Here is a 14,287-nt window from a genome sequence, read left to right on the forward strand (position 1 = left end):
TAAAATACAAAGGAGAGCAGGTTTGCTCTCCTTTTTTTTTGTTTTTCTGTGTTCTCAATATGGGCCCGTTTTGCATGGAGTAAACTACTGAGCTAAGTGTGTCCGTAGAGATACAGATAAGCCAGCAGAACTCTGCTGGCTCAGTAACGCAATCTAGAGTGATTAATTAGATTACTTAACTTTATTCACTTCCTGTTTAAGCATTTCTAACTGCTGCATCTTTTCTTGCATCTGCAAAGAGTCGTAATTTAAAGAAGCAGGGTTCATAGTTGTACCGCGTTGCATTGGGTATTCAGGTAACGTTTTAAAGAAGTCGCCAACAACGTCTTGAATTGGTACAAACAACCACATGTTGTCTGCCATCCAACGTAGGTACATTTGTGACTCGCTAGGACCTTTTTCAAATGGGTCAGCACGTAAGTGAATGATCTTAGGCCAGTTTGGTACAGATCGCACGGCGTCGCTTAGGTTTCCTTCCAGAGTTGCAAAGTGAAGTTTCCAGTCATTCCAGCGTACTGCGTTTAGTTCACCATTTGAGGTGAAGTAGAGCAGAGACTCACGTGGTCCTTTCTCTTCTTTTCCCTCGAAGTATGGCATGAAGTTGTAGCCGTCTATATGGACACGCCAGTCTTTACCATTTGCTTTGTAACCTTCAGCAAGCTTTTCTTTCATGTCAGGAACGCCAGCTGCCGCCAACAATGTTGGCAACCAGTCTTGATGAGCCATCATTTCGTTGATTTTCGTTCCTGGCTTAATGACACCTGGCCAACGTACAAGTTGAGGCACACGCATACCGCCTTCCCAAGTCGTGCCTTTCTCACCGTGGAATGGGGTTGCGCCCCCATCAGGCCAAGTCATGGTCTCCGCGCCATTATCTGTTGTATAAATAACGATGGTGTTGTCAGCAACGCCTAACTCATCGAGTTTGTCGAGCAATACGCCGACTTGATCGTCATGCTCTAACATGCCATCAGCGTAAATGCTAACACCGGATTTGCCTCGGTACTTCTCTTGTAATCGGGTCCACACGTGCATGCGCGTAGAGTTATGCCAGATGAAGAAAGGCTTATCTGCTTTAACAGCTTTCTCCATAAACGATAAAGTGCTTTCGAGGAACTCTTCGTCCGCGTGTTCCATGCGTTTACGCGTCATTGGGCCAGTATCTTCAATCTTACCGTCGGCATAAGATTTAATTACACCACGAGGACCATAGTTTTTACGGAACTCTGGGTCTTTAGGGTAATAGTAGGTTTCGGGCTCTTCTTCTGCATTAAGGTGGTACAAGTTACCAAAGAATTCATCAAAACCATGATTGGTAGGTAGGTGCTTATCTTGATCGCCCAAGTGGTTTTTACCGAACTGAGCTGTCATATAACCTTGGTCTTTTAGTAAGTCAGCAATAGTTGGTGCCCAATCTGGAATCCCATGGTCGGAACCCGGCATACCAATCGTCAGCAAGCCAGTGCGAAATGGTTCTTCGCCAGTAATGAATGCTGCTCGACCGGCAGTACAAGATTGTTGGCCGTAATGGTCTGTAAACAAAGCCCCTTCGTTCGCGATACGATCGATGTTAGGGGTTTTGTAACGCATCATACCTTGGTTATATGCGCTGATGTTCCAGTAACCGACATCGTCACCGAAAATTGCAAGTATGTTGGGTTTGTCTGCCGCCATCGCTGCGCTGGACGTTGCTAACAGCCCGACGCCTACTGCGATTTTTCTCAATTGGTTTGCCATAAAAAACTCCAGGTGGTTGAGAGTAACGAGAAGCACAAGTAAACCTTGTGCTTAGGTGCTGCATAAGTTAATGATGTGTATAGAAAAATCCTCTTATACTCTTTATAACCATAAGTTATTGAGGGTATTTAACTATTTGTTTCTAAATAAAAATACTTATCGTTTTGATGATTTGGGGAGGTTTTAAAAATAGAGATGGGTCACTAATGAACACCAGAGCAGGTTGCTGGTGAGACGAATAAAGTTTCAGCAAAAACACCGAGATACTCCCTAATCGGGGGACGAAGAATGGAGCACTCATTTTGAAGGCCTTTCACTTCTAATTATTTGTATAACCAAGGGGTTAGCGACTATATTGATTCAAGTTGCACCATCTAAATACTAAGGATAGTTATGAGTCAGTGGGCAGGTCGGTTTCGGTGTCTATTTCTGGGTATCGTCATGGTGAGTGGTTCGTTTTTTTCCCAGGCATCAGTGATAGAGAGTTCCCAAAATACCACGAAGCTTGGGTTGGAATATGTTGGCACGCAAACGTGCGCGGAATGTCACCAACAAGAGGTGGAGGCTTGGAAGGGCTCTCATCACGATATGGCAATGAAACATGCAAACTCAGAATCTGTTCAAGGTGATTTTGATAACCGCACAGTGACGCATGATGGGCAACCCAACCGTTTTTTTAGACAAGGCGAGGAGTATTGGGTCAATATTCAAGGCCCTGATGGTCAATGGCATGATTATAAAATTAGCTACACATTTGGCTGGGAACCGTTACAGCAATATATGGTGGAGTTTGAAGACGGTCGTGTACAGCTCATTCCTTTTGCGTGGGATTCAAGGACGAAATCGGAAGGTGGTCAGCGCTGGTTTCACCTCTATCCAGAGACAGCAACGACAGATGAGTTTTACTGGACTAACACTGGGCAAAATTGGAATTTCATGTGTGCAGACTGTCATTCGACCAATTTAAAGAAGAACTATGACGCAATCAAAAATACCTACAATACGTCTTGGTCCGAGATCAATGTTGGTTGTGAAGCGTGTCATGGCCCTGCAAGTGGACACATCGAGTTGGCGAAAAAGGTCGCATCTACAGGAGGCTTTTTCGATACAGATAGTCACTATGGTTTTGACCGAAATTTATCTAAAGCGGTAACCGAGTGGGTATTTGAGAAGGGCCACAGAACGTTACAACCAAAAGCAATCGCAGAAACAAATCAAGTTCAGACGTGCGCACAATGTCACAGCCGTCGAACGCAGTTAAATGAGACTGGTGAGCACATTCAAGGCTCATTTTTAGATAAATATCGGTTAAGCCTGATCACTCCAGAACTCTACTACCACGATGGCCAAATTTACGATGAAGGCTATGTTTACGGTTCATTTCTTCAGTCTGAAATGGCTGAAAAAGGCGTAACATGCACCAATTGCCACGATCCTCATTCGGCAAAACTAAACATCCCAGAAGAGGCGGTATGTTCACAATGTCATATTGCGTCAGAATATACCCCAGAAAGCCACACCTTCCATGAAGCGGGATCCAAAGCGTCACAATGTACGACTTGTCACATGCCAGAAACGACTTATATGCGAGTCGATCCTCGTAGAGACCACAGTTGGCACGTACCTAGACCTGACTTGAGTAAACACATCGATACGCCCAATGTATGTACGTCTTGTCATGAGGATAAGAGTAACCAGTGGGCGGATGCGCAGATAGCCGAATGGTTTCCTCACTCTCAATACCGCAATCAACAACACTTTGCTGTCGCGTTTTATGCCGATGAAATTGGGCACAAAGGGGCGGCGAATGCTCTGGCTTACTCTGCTCAGGATTCATCATTAAAAGACATCATACGAGCTTCTGCATTAGAGCGAATGGGCGGCAATACTGACCAAAATACGACTGTTTCGCTCGCAAGGGCCGTTAAAAATGAGAATGAAATGATTAGACTCGGCGCAGTCGCGGGCTCGTCTGGTTATGAGTTTCATGATCGATGGCGAATTTTAGAACCACTGCTAGATGATCCCGTACTTTCAGTGAGGGCGGAGGCGGCTTCGGTATTAGTGACCAGCTATGCGCAAATGACGCCGTTACAAAAAGATAGGATTCAACCACCGCTTGTAGAGTACATGGACATTCAAAAGTTTAACGCCGATCGTGGTTTCGGCAGAACCAATTTGGCAAATGTATACCGCAGCTTAGGCGAAATCGATAAGGCAATTGCGTTATACCAAGAAGCGATAAGTATCGAGCCTTATTTCGAAAATAGTTACGTGAATTTATCGGACCTGTATAGACGCCTTGGGAAAGAAAAAGCTGCGCTCTCGGTGTTACAACAAGGGATGAAAGCTCAGCCTAAGTCCAGCTCATTACCTTACAGTGCCGGTCTTTCTTTGTTACGCCAAGGCAAGGAAGATGAGGCCAAAGCTCTACTTAAACATGCCGCAGAACTAGGAAAGACTAACGCTCACTACTGGTATGTTTATGGTCTAGCTTTAGAAAAAAGTGAAGTTCTGGAAGCCAGTAAGGCATTGCAGACTGCGTTTAAAGTTGGTGGGAACCCTCAACATTTATATGCTCAATGCGAAGTTCTAGCGAGAAATCATAAAAAAGGTGCTGTCGCTTTTGCTTTCGATAGGTGTCTAAAAGAGCTGAGTAATTATGCTCCTAAGCAGGCTATTGATCAGCTGAAAGCATCTATTGCGAATCTGTAGAGATTAAACACCAATAGTAAAAAGTGGAGCCTTTATCGCGCCACTTTCTCTACTTAGTTTAGTCTACGTCTTTCGCTAGTCTAAGGCCCATGTCAGACATAATGACGGATTGGCTGGCAAAATCGCGGCGATAGTTTTCAGATTCGTCTGCGTTATAAGCAAAGCTGCCGCCACGTACAGACTTGTGTGCAAGGCTTTCTTTTTCCTCTTTTGCGTTTACCGGATTATCACTGGGTGCTGTTTTGTAATAACCTTCGTCAAAAGCATCAATCACAAACTCGCCTACGTTACCTGTCATATCGTACAACCCGAGCTCGTTTGGTTGCTTTTGACCTACCTTATGAGCCTGATTGTGCGAGTTATTCGCATACCAAGCTACATCGTCAATATTGTTTGATCCAGAAAAAGTGAAGCCTTTACTTAAAATTCCGCCTTTAGCGGCAAACTCCCATTCTGCTTCTGTTGGTAGACGGTAATGCTCTCCCGTTTTTTCATTCAATTTCTGAATGAAATAATTGGCTTGTTGCCAACTAATATTATTGACGGGTGTATTTGGATCTCGAAAGTAGCTCAGAGAGGAGCCAGTGACAGCTTCAAAGACCGATTGAGTTACCTCGAATTTTGACAAATAGAATCCATCAACGTTAACAGTGCGAGCTGGGCGCTCTGACTTTTTGGCTGATGGATTATCTGCGCCCATCGTAAACTGCCCACCTTCGACAAGAACCATATCTTGATCGATTTTCTGAGCGAGAGAGTGTGGTGGGGTTGTTGCACAGCCATTAATTATCAGCGTGACCGACATGGTTGAGACAAAGGAAATAATCTTACTTTTGGGATGCTTCATTCGGCGACTCCGTCAACGACTTTGGTCAGAAAGTCTAGCAAGCAAAACCATAACAAACGGTTATACACACTATAACAAGCGCCGAGAATAATTGAACATTATCATAACCCTAGGCGATTAACTCGATGATTAGGTTTGACATCATTGGGGACAGGTTAGCAACTAAGAAGGTGATGAATGCACATAACTCAAGGGCCGCAGTTCAACGGAAAAGCATCTAAGCGTTTACATGTGATGGCAAAGCCCATTGGTGCTGCCTGCAACATCGATTGCACTTATTGTTATTACTTAAGCAAACAAGATTTGTTGGAATATAAGCAAGGGTGCTCGCCAATAATGGATGACGAAACCTTAGAGAGCTATATCCGCGAATACATAGAAGGGCAGAACACACCTGAAATTATCTTCTCTTGGCAAGGTGGAGAGCCGACCATGCTGGGGTTGGATTACTTCAAAAGAATTGTTGAACTACAAGATCAATACCGCCCTCATGGTATTACGATCTCTAATGATCTTCAGACTAATGGCACGCTTCTTAATGATGAGTGGTGCGAGTTTCTAAAAGCGAACCACTTTCTTGTCGGTTTAAGCATCGATGGCCCTGAGATGATGCACAACGCTTACCGAACAAATCGAGCGGGAAGAGGCACATTTAAACAAGTGATGAACGCCGTTGATCTATTACATAAGCATGAAGTGAAGTTTGCAACGCTTACGTGCGTGAACAACTTGACCAGCCGAAACCCATTGGAAGTGTATCGCTTCTTACGAGATGAAGTACGTTCCCCTCAAATGCAGTTTATTCCGATTGTTGAGCAGAAAACTTTCAGAACAACAGCGCCACAAACTTGGAAGCCCAATGAGCAACTAATGCAAGGTGATAAACGTCTGATTCCCGGCCACAAGGATTCAGTTGTCGAGCCATTTTGTGTGGCGGATGAAGCATGGGGTAACTTCCTTATCGCGATATTCAATGAGTGGGTCGTGCATGATATTGGTAACGTTTTTGTACAGTATTTTGAAGCAAGTTTGGAAACATGGATGGGAAGCAAAAACCCACTATGCACGCTAGGTGAAATCTGTGGCAAAGGTTTAGCAATGGAACCAAACGGTGATGTCTTTGCGTGTGACCACTATGTTTACCCGGAATACAAGATCGGAAATATTCACCGCGAAAAACTCGATACTCTCGCTTATAGCCCTGACCAGCAGAAATTCGGGTTTGCTAAAAGTCGTACACTGCCTCAGCAGTGTGTTAATTGCGATTATCAGTTTGCATGCTTTGGAGAATGCCCTAAAAACCGCTTTATTCGCACCAGAGAAGGTGAGCCCGGCCTTAACTATCTATGTGCAGGTTGGAAGAAGTTTTTTGCGCATGCCGATAAATCAATGGCGTACATTTTACGAGCGATGGGCAACCCTGTGGTACACGGCAAATACAGTGATAAGGCTTTGCACCTGAAAGCGTCTAATCAACCTGTTTTTGACACTAAGTTCTAAGATTCAACTGGTCCAGTTTTATAAAAGTAAGGTCTCATCAATGCAAAAGATAACGCGTTTTACGAAGTCACTTTTAACTTTCACGCTGAGTGTAGCGTTAAGCCAAGGCGCTTGGGCTCAAGATAAACCTCCGCTCAATTCAGATAGAGTTTCACCCGTTGAGATAGCATCTCAAGAAGAACCAATGACGCTAGCACAGCAAGTCGAAAAATTGTCTTATGATGCACAAAACAAGAAGTTGTCTTCAGAAAAGCGTATTGATGCTTTACGTGAACTAGCCAACTACCCCAGCCAAAACGCTTTGGTTGCCGTCGCTCGTGGTTTGAAAGATGCAGATGCTGGAATTCGTGAAGCAGCAATTGTAGGAGCTCAACCCTATATGATAGAGCATCGCTGGCGTCTGGTTTCCCCGTTGCTAAGTGATGACGATGCAATGGTTCGAATTACCGCAGCGATAAACTTGGTTCGAGATTACGCCAGTTTAAGTTCGGAGCAGCAACAGTTACTTGAAGGCGCGGTGACTGATTTAACATCCTACTTGTCGCAGAAAACTGACAACGTTTCTAGATTACTCCTTGCCGATGTATATCGTTGGCATCGAGAGTGGGACAAAGCGGCATTGATTTATCCAGAGCTAACCAAGCTGATGCCAAGTAACCCGCAAGTCTGGTTAAGCTATGCGGACAATTTTCGAGCGCAACAAAAAGATCGACAAGCTATCCAAGTACTTGATGAAGCAATCACACTTTTTCCTGATAACGCTGCTTTGCATTACTCGAAGTCGTTGGCGCTAGTAAGACTTAGTGAGAAGCATGATGCCGCTAGCGAAATTGAAAAGGCCGCTAACATGGCAAAGAACAACAGTTATTTTTGGTACTTAAATGGTGTTCTGCAAGAAGAGTTAGATCTTAAAAAATCTGTGCACGCTTTTGAAAAAGCTTATTTGATCTCTGGCGCGCCGGAGCAGCTTTATGCAGTGTGTGATATCTACATTCGGTACGATAACCCCAAGTCTGAACAGTGTTTAGCGGAACTAAAGAAAGTGGCTCCGGATTACGTGATTGATGAGCTTAATCAGAAAAAGGGACGTCAAAGTACTTCTGAGCAGGTTGACGCCAGCTAACTCAACACTTTATCAGTAAGCTTCTTTAACTAAAGCGTGTTTCTAGTTACAGGGTCACTTTTTGGTGTCGTTACATATGTTGCTCTGAATTGCGCTTGTTAATCGTGAACTATACTTCATTTGGATTTGCATCCCGTACCTCAATATAAGGAATTAAAATGGCTATAAAGTTAAAGGTGATTGTCCTTGCGACAAGTTTTGCTCTGTCTAGCTATGGCATTGCTGCTGATGTGCAAGATCCTCTGCCGTCATGGAACAACACCGGTGCGAAGCAAGCTATTATGGCGTTTGTTACTAAAACGACGACTCAAGGCTCGGACGCTTATATTCCTGAAAGCCAAAGGATCGCTACGTTTGATAATGACGGGACGCTGTGGGCAGAAAAACCCGTTTATCTACAGCTGTTTTTTGCGATCGATAAAGTGAAAGAGATGGCCTCTGAGCATCCTGATTGGAAAACAACAGAACCTTTTGCTTCGGCAATAAAAGGTGACTTGGAGGGGGGTGGCAAGCAAGGCCTTGAAGGTGTGATGAAGCTTGTTATGGCGACTCACTCTGGAATGTCGACTGATCAGTTCCATCAAGAAGTGAAGGAGTGGATGAAAACGGCCGTTCATCCTACGACGGGAAAGCCATACACTGAAATGGTTTATCAACCGATGCTTGAGTTACTCGACTATTTGAGAGCAAATGACTACCAGACCTATATAATTTCTGGAGGTGGCATTGATTTCATGCGTGTTTGGGCACCAGAAGTATACGGGATCCCAACGCAAAATATCGTTGGGACGACATTAAAAGCGGAGTATCAGGTCGTTGATGGAAAGCCAACGATTCAACGCTTGCCAGAAATTGATTTTGTGAATGATAAAGCGGTGAAGCCTGTCACGATTCAGAACTTCATTGGTAAGCGCCCGGTGATGGCATTTGGTAATTCTGACGGTGACTTACAAATGTTAGAGTGGACTAAAGCGGGGTCTGGCCCACGATTTTCAGCGGTTATCCATCACACGGATGACAAGCGTGAATGGGCGTATGATAAAGACTCTCACGTGGGGAAATTAGACAAATCATTTAAAGTGGGTGAAGAGCAAGGTTGGTTGTTTGTCGATATGAAACAAGATTGGAGTCAAGTTTTTAAAGAAGCGATGAAAAAGTAGCGACCCAGCCAACGTAAACATTACACCAAAAATTTTTTGATAGGGGGTGATGAGCAAAACGCTCTTCATCTCCTCAACTTAACAATTCTGTTTGGTATTAGCATAAGCAAATATTGCGTGCGTCCGTATTGGTTATTTGATTGCTGTGTGGCATTATTGCTTAAAACTACTTAAGTGAATTTAAGCAATGACGCAAGAAGAGCGATTGATAGAGCTCAGAGCCAAGCTAGACCTACAAAACAAAATAACGTTATCGGAAGTTTGCGAGTATTTTGGCATCTCGCGAGATTCAGCGCGTCGAGACTTAGTCAAGTTGAGCCAACTACCGGGATTACAAAGAATCCGAGGTGGCGTCATGCTTGCCCCGATATCCTCCTCTACAGAGGCGTACTCTAATCGACCAATTAGTGACACTAAACATCGCCTCGCTCAAGCGGCCGCTAAGCTTTTGGATGAGCGTGACCACCTTGTTATTGATACCAGTACTATCTTATCTCTGCTCCCACTTTACGTAGAAAAAGCACGCTGTGAAGAAGATAAGCTCAACGTGGTCACCAACAGTATTGACGTACTGCTCGCTGCTGAAAAAAGTGAATCAATGGACGTCCATTTCTTAGGTGGACACTTTGACCCCTACGCCAGAGCGATCTTGGGTGCACAAGCAGAACAGCAAATGAAGCAATATCATGTGAATAAGGCGTTTATTGGTGTGTGCGCGTTGTCATCCCGAGGGTTGACGACAAATAATGAGCTAGAAGCAACCATGAAACAAACCATGATAGAGCAAGCTCAACAAGTCATTGTCGTTTGTGAATCCCGCAAAATTGGAAGCGACAATTTTCACCATGTATGTGATTTGTCAAAGATCGACATCGTTATTACCGATCATGCTCCTCAATCAGATTTTCAACAACTTCTCGACCACAATGATATTGAATGTATTGTTGTTTCACCGAAATAAGGAATCTTAGTATGGCTTACGATCCCGTAAAGACCGCCGTGATTGGTTACGGATATTCAGCAAAAACTTTCCACTTACCCTTCATTAAAGCACTGCCAAACTTGACGTTGAGCGCAATAAGTTCTCGTCAACAGGAAGCGGTCCAAAATGATTGGCCAGGTGCTCAGTGGTTTGCTGATGCCAATACTTTACTCGATGACAGTGACGCTGAGCTTGTGATCATCACTGCGCCAAATGACGTGCACTACGAGCTCGCAAAGCGTGCGTTGAACAATGGGAAACATGTCATTGTCGAAAAACCGTTTGTAACGCGCATAGAAGATGGGAATAAGTTGATCGCCTTAGCAGAAGAAAAAGGATTGGTTCTGAGCGTTTTTCATAATAGGCGTTGGGATGGCGATTTTCTCACCGTTAAATCGCTTATCGAACAAGGTAAGTTAGGTGATGTGAGGCTGTTTGAGTCGCACTTTGATCGCTACCGTCCTGAAGTTCGTCAACGCTGGCGAGAGCAGGCTCAAGATGGCGGTGGTATTTTATTCGATCTTGCTCCCCATCTTCTCGATCAGGCCTTGGTGTTATTTGGTTTGCCAGATGCGATAGATGCACAGTGTCGAATGATGCGTCCGGGCGCGACGACGATTGATTACTACAACTTAGTGCTTCATTACACAGACCATATTGTGCATTTACATTCAAACTTATACAGCCCAGAACCAAACCTGCGTTATAAAGTATTGGGTACCGAAGCTAAATATGAAAAATACGGATTAGATCCTCAAGAAGGTTACTTAAAAGAAGGCCGATTACCGGAGAACGATGCTTGGTCAGAAGAGGATGAGGCGTTATACGGTGTCCGCTACGACGAAAACGGTGCGCAAACTATCAAAACGGAGAGAGGTGCGTATCAAGCTTATTTTGTTGGTGTGGCGGACGCAATTCGCCTGGGTGCTGATAACCCGGTTCCTGCCGTTCAAGCAGTACAGAATATCGCTCTGATTGAGATGGCATTGGAAAGCAGTAAAACGGGTAAAACGATTCAGGTGAAATCATGAGCTTAACGCTTGAGCTCGTCGCTCAACAAGAGCATGAGCTTCAATTGAAAGAGTTTAACCATCAAGTTGCGTGGTCTATTGGTTTAGCTTTAAAAGAAGCGGCGGAAGCCTGTGACGCGGCTGTGGCTATTGAGGTCTACGGTTTTGGACAAACGCTATTTCAATACGCGATGACAGGAACGTGCGCTGACCATTTGGATTGGGTTCGTAGAAAGCGAAACTCAGTATTGAGATATGGTCGCAGCTCTTACTACCTCTCGCTATACAATAAGCAAAAGCAGCGTGATTTTGAAAATCAGCCACATCTCGATGCGCGTGAGTATTGTGCTCATGGTGGCGCGTTCCCAATTCGAATCATGGGTTCTGGTTTAATTGGGGTTGTGACGGTATCGGGTTTACCGCAGTTAGATGATCATCAGCTTGTTGTCGATGTATTAAAGACAATGGTAATGACGAGCACAGAGCTTGCTTAAAGTTGTGCGATATTACAGTGGCACGGCATTTATTTTGTGTCACTGAATTCTCTTATTAGCTCATTTTTGCGTTCTATTATGTGAGAAAATATTTAACACTGCTCCCAACTTCCTACCTGAAAATTAAATCAATTTCATATAACCTATACGCTCATTCATACAAAAAGCCATCGAAGCTGGCAGTTGGCAAATGTCCTTTAGAAGAAAAGAAAAACTTAATCTTAGAAACCTTATTGTAATCCTGTGTGTTTTCAGCGTGCTTGTCACTTTGATCAATGCGTTTTATTCGATCTATCGAGTGCAACGAGATCTCATCATCAATAACACGTTAGAGTCCAACCGCGTTTATGCGCAAAAAATGTCAGAAATGACGGACTCTTTCATAGAAAGCTCAATGTCGCAGTTAAAATACAGTGCGAACTTGCTAAAAGATAAGATGCACGATGCTCAGTTTCTTGACGAAGAGGCGGAGAGGCTGAGAAAGCAAACCAAATCATTCAACTCTGTGGTTGTCGTTAATGCGAAAGGCGTCATTATTTCTGTATCACCAGAGACACTTCAGGTTAAAGGTGTAAAGCTTGTTGGTGAAAGAAAACGTCAATCTTTAAATGCTCAAGCGCCCGTTGTCACTGAGCCATTCATCTCACCCGCAGGTAATTATCTGTTAACGATCTCATACCCTATATTTTCTCAGTCCAATGAATATTTAGGCTATATCGGCGGTACTATTTATTTAGAGAAGGACAATATTCTTGCGGAATTACTTAGCCAGCATGCTTACAAAGATGGCTCTTTCCTTTACGTTGTGGACGAAAGCAATACGCTGATCTACCACCCAGATAAATCGCGGGTTGGTGAAGTGATCAACGATAATATGGCAATTAACGCCGTGACAATGGGTCAGCGTGGTAACAAAGAAATTGTGAACTCTCGCGGTGTTGAAATGCTAGCAGGGTATGCACCAGTTGAATCATCAGGGTGGGGAATTGTCGCTCAGCGCCCGAAATCAATGACGTTAATGGTGCTAGATGAGCAGATGTGGAGTGTATTTTTCAAATCGATTCCAATTGGTTTATTAACTCTGCTGTTGATCTGGTTCTTCTCTCTACTTATTTCAAGACCATTATGGCAATTGGCTGGCGCTGTTCGAGGAGTAGAAGAGCACTCCTCATCCATCGATGATTTGAAGCTGGTTAAGTCTTGGTATTTTGAGGCTTCACATTTGAAGCTCAGTTTTCTCAAGGCGTTTGGTATCGTTTCAAAAACCATTGATAAGCTGCAACTGGATACGCTAACAGACGCGATGACTGGGTTGTTAAATCGACGCGGCTTAGACAAAGTTCTAGGCTTGTTTAAGCAAGAAAACACCGCTTTTTCTATTTTAGCTTTGGATATTGATCACTTTAAGAGCGTCAATGATAACTATGGTCATGATGTGGGTGACAATCTACTCAAAGAATTCGCTCAGTTGATGAAAGAGCAAGCCCGAGCGAATGATCATCTTTGCCGTTCCGGTGGGGAAGAGTTCATGATGTTCCTTGAAGCGACGGATGTCCATCACGCGGTTGATGTCGCTGAGCGGATTAGGCATAACGTAGAAAAACACGATTTCCTGGTAGTTGGTAAGGTAACGGTATCACTTGGTGTTTCTCACTGGAAAGGCAACGATATGCCAATTGAAGCGGTAATGAAAGACGCTGACAACGCTCTGTATAAAGCAAAGCGCAACGGAAGAAACAGAACCGAGTTGGGTGAAGACGCACAATAGGTATAGTGCTATGCGCTGAACGTAAAACGCGCCAGTTACCAAGCTTTTGTTTTACTCGTTGGCGTAGCCGCTACCAATTGCTCTAAATGGCAAGTCGAGTTCTAACTCCGGAATTTGCTTGCCCACCCAAGCCGGGAATGTATTGCTATTTGGTCCTGGAAACAACGTGTATTCTTCAGCCCAAGGGTATTGGTTGATAACGCTTTGTATTTTTGGGATAAGTTTATCGGCTTTTTCACCTTGTATTGAGAGTATTTTTTCTGGCTTCGCACCGTACCAGTAGCGATCTGGTGTGCCCGTTTGGTATTGATACAAAGCGGGTTGTCTACGATTCACGCGCCACCCGACCACTTCATACACGGTATATTCGTTCGCATTTTCAGGCTTTATCGCAAACCAAGTGTGCACCGCAAACCAGCCTCGCCAACCAAATGCATCTGCGGCATAAAACTCAATTACGGCATGTTTCACATTGGAAGGGTCAGGCGCGATACCGGCAGGTTCTCTGCTTGCGGTACGCCAATCTCCTTGAGTGCATCCACCCATCAAAGCTGCGATTGATATCAAGCCAACTTTTAATAGATGAGTAAAACTGAGAGAGTTTTTCATTGATCGCTCCTAGACCAACCGATGTTGGAAATGCTTTATTGATTTTAGCTATAAAATAGGTGCAAGCCTTATTGTTAAATCTTCCCTTCGTTAAAAAGAAGGGAAGGCTAGCGCCACAATATCGGATCATACGTAATAATGAGGTAAGCAGATTTGTAACATGTGGCATAGACAATATTGTCTCTCTCTATTAACTTGCTTAGTTGCGTATGAAAAAGTAAGAGCTTGTACGTATATTGCTTACACTATTTAGTAATTTAAAATTAAATAAAAACAATTGCTTGGGTGTTATTGGGGGCGATTAAATAGGCTGGTTTATCCTCAACTGCATTGTGATTCCCC

The 14,287-nt window shown here is 43.9% G+C and carries 11 protein-coding genes; 8 read left to right on the forward strand and 3 right to left on the reverse strand.

Annotation, left to right across the window (positions count from 1 at the left end):
- Window positions 1-171: 171 nt before the first annotated feature.
- Window positions 172-1,737: an arylsulfatase gene (locus ACZ5ZC_RS14830; RefSeq protein WP_256955452.1), complete on the reverse strand. Its 1,566-nt coding sequence runs from the start codon at window positions 1,735-1,737 to the stop codon at window positions 172-174.
- Window positions 1,738-2,130: 393 nt separating this feature from the next.
- On the opposite strand from ACZ5ZC_RS14830, the gene ACZ5ZC_RS14835 reads away from it, so the two are divergent.
- The gene (locus tag ACZ5ZC_RS14835) at window positions 2,131-4,452 is read left to right on the forward strand and encodes a multiheme c-type cytochrome (RefSeq protein WP_464932043.1); all 2,322 of its coding nucleotides are present in this window, start codon (window positions 2,131-2,133) and stop codon (window positions 4,450-4,452) included.
- 58 nt (window positions 4,453-4,510) lie between these two features.
- Here the strand turns inward: ACZ5ZC_RS14835 and ACZ5ZC_RS14840 are convergent, their stop codons facing one another.
- Window positions 4,511-5,299, reverse strand: coding sequence for a formylglycine-generating enzyme family protein (locus tag ACZ5ZC_RS14840; RefSeq protein WP_054867380.1), 789 nt, complete (start codon window positions 5,297-5,299; stop codon window positions 4,511-4,513).
- A 177-nt stretch (window positions 5,300-5,476) separates the two neighbouring features.
- Here ACZ5ZC_RS14840 and ACZ5ZC_RS14845 point away from each other — a divergent pair, with 177 nt between their 5' ends.
- The 7 genes from ACZ5ZC_RS14845 (at window position 5,477) to ACZ5ZC_RS14875 (ending at window position 13,336) form a co-directional block, all read left to right on the forward strand.
- Window positions 5,477-6,799: an anaerobic sulfatase maturase gene (locus ACZ5ZC_RS14845; RefSeq protein WP_317387841.1), complete on the forward strand. Its 1,323-nt coding sequence runs from the start codon at window positions 5,477-5,479 to the stop codon at window positions 6,797-6,799.
- A 40-nt stretch (window positions 6,800-6,839) separates the two neighbouring features.
- Window positions 6,840-7,922: a tetratricopeptide repeat protein gene (locus ACZ5ZC_RS14850; RefSeq protein WP_464932044.1), complete on the forward strand. Its 1,083-nt coding sequence runs from the start codon at window positions 6,840-6,842 to the stop codon at window positions 7,920-7,922.
- Window positions 7,923-8,080: 158 nt separating this feature from the next.
- The gene (locus ACZ5ZC_RS14855) at window positions 8,081-9,082 is read left to right on the forward strand and encodes an HAD family hydrolase (RefSeq protein WP_464932045.1); all 1,002 of its coding nucleotides are present in this window, start codon (window positions 8,081-8,083) and stop codon (window positions 9,080-9,082) included.
- 187 nt (window positions 9,083-9,269) lie between these two features.
- The gene (locus ACZ5ZC_RS14860) at window positions 9,270-10,043 is read left to right on the forward strand and encodes a DeoR/GlpR family DNA-binding transcription regulator (RefSeq protein ID WP_203346381.1); all 774 of its coding nucleotides are present in this window, start codon (window positions 9,270-9,272) and stop codon (window positions 10,041-10,043) included.
- Window positions 10,044-10,054: 11 nt separating this feature from the next.
- Complete coding sequence (locus ACZ5ZC_RS14865) at window positions 10,055-11,095, forward strand: oxidoreductase (RefSeq protein WP_054867103.1); 1,041 nt, start codon at window positions 10,055-10,057, stop codon at window positions 11,093-11,095.
- Window positions 11,092-11,568, forward strand: a complete 477-nt coding sequence (locus tag ACZ5ZC_RS14870) for a heme-degrading domain-containing protein (protein ID WP_005393342.1) — start codon at window positions 11,092-11,094, stop codon at window positions 11,566-11,568. The genes ACZ5ZC_RS14865 and ACZ5ZC_RS14870 overlap by 4 nt, the downstream gene beginning before the upstream one ends.
- Window positions 11,569-11,758: 190 nt before the next feature.
- Window positions 11,759-13,336: a sensor domain-containing diguanylate cyclase gene (locus ACZ5ZC_RS14875; protein WP_047008725.1), complete on the forward strand. Its 1,578-nt coding sequence runs from the start codon at window positions 11,759-11,761 to the stop codon at window positions 13,334-13,336.
- A 51-nt stretch (window positions 13,337-13,387) separates the two neighbouring features.
- On the opposite strand, the gene ACZ5ZC_RS14880 is transcribed toward ACZ5ZC_RS14875, so the two are convergent.
- Complete coding sequence (locus ACZ5ZC_RS14880; RefSeq protein ID WP_054867101.1) at window positions 13,388-13,945, reverse strand: DUF3750 domain-containing protein; 558 nt, start codon at window positions 13,943-13,945, stop codon at window positions 13,388-13,390.
- Between the last annotated feature and the right edge of the window lie 342 nt (window positions 13,946-14,287).

This window comes from Vibrio sp. JCM 18905, assembly GCF_055393305.1.

Bases quoted from the DNA above. Each gene is read 5' to 3' on its own strand.
- ACZ5ZC_RS14850 (WP_464932044.1), top strand. From the start codon at position 6,840: ATGCAAAAGATAACGCGTTTTACGAAGTCACTTTTAACTTTCACGCTG.
- ACZ5ZC_RS14835 (WP_464932043.1), top strand. From the start codon at position 2,131: ATGAGTCAGTGGGCAGGTCGGTTTCGGTGTCTATTTCTGGGTATCGTC.
- ACZ5ZC_RS14880 (WP_054867101.1), bottom strand. From the start codon at position 13,945: ATGAAAAACTCTCTCAGTTTTACTCATCTATTAAAAGTTGGCTTGATA.
- ACZ5ZC_RS14870 (WP_005393342.1), top strand. From the start codon at position 11,092: ATGAGCTTAACGCTTGAGCTCGTCGCTCAACAAGAGCATGAGCTTCAA.
- ACZ5ZC_RS14840 (WP_054867380.1), bottom strand. From the start codon at position 5,299: ATGAAGCATCCCAAAAGTAAGATTATTTCCTTTGTCTCAACCATGTCG.
- ACZ5ZC_RS14855 (WP_464932045.1), top strand. From the start codon at position 8,081: ATGGCTATAAAGTTAAAGGTGATTGTCCTTGCGACAAGTTTTGCTCTG.
- ACZ5ZC_RS14830 (WP_256955452.1), bottom strand. From the start codon at position 1,737: ATGGCAAACCAATTGAGAAAAATCGCAGTAGGCGTCGGGCTGTTAGCA.
- ACZ5ZC_RS14875 (WP_047008725.1), top strand. From the start codon at position 11,759: ATGTCCTTTAGAAGAAAAGAAAAACTTAATCTTAGAAACCTTATTGTA.
- ACZ5ZC_RS14860 (WP_203346381.1), top strand. From the start codon at position 9,270: ATGACGCAAGAAGAGCGATTGATAGAGCTCAGAGCCAAGCTAGACCTA.
- ACZ5ZC_RS14865 (WP_054867103.1), top strand. From the start codon at position 10,055: ATGGCTTACGATCCCGTAAAGACCGCCGTGATTGGTTACGGATATTCA.
- ACZ5ZC_RS14845 (WP_317387841.1), top strand. From the start codon at position 5,477: ATGCACATAACTCAAGGGCCGCAGTTCAACGGAAAAGCATCTAAGCGT.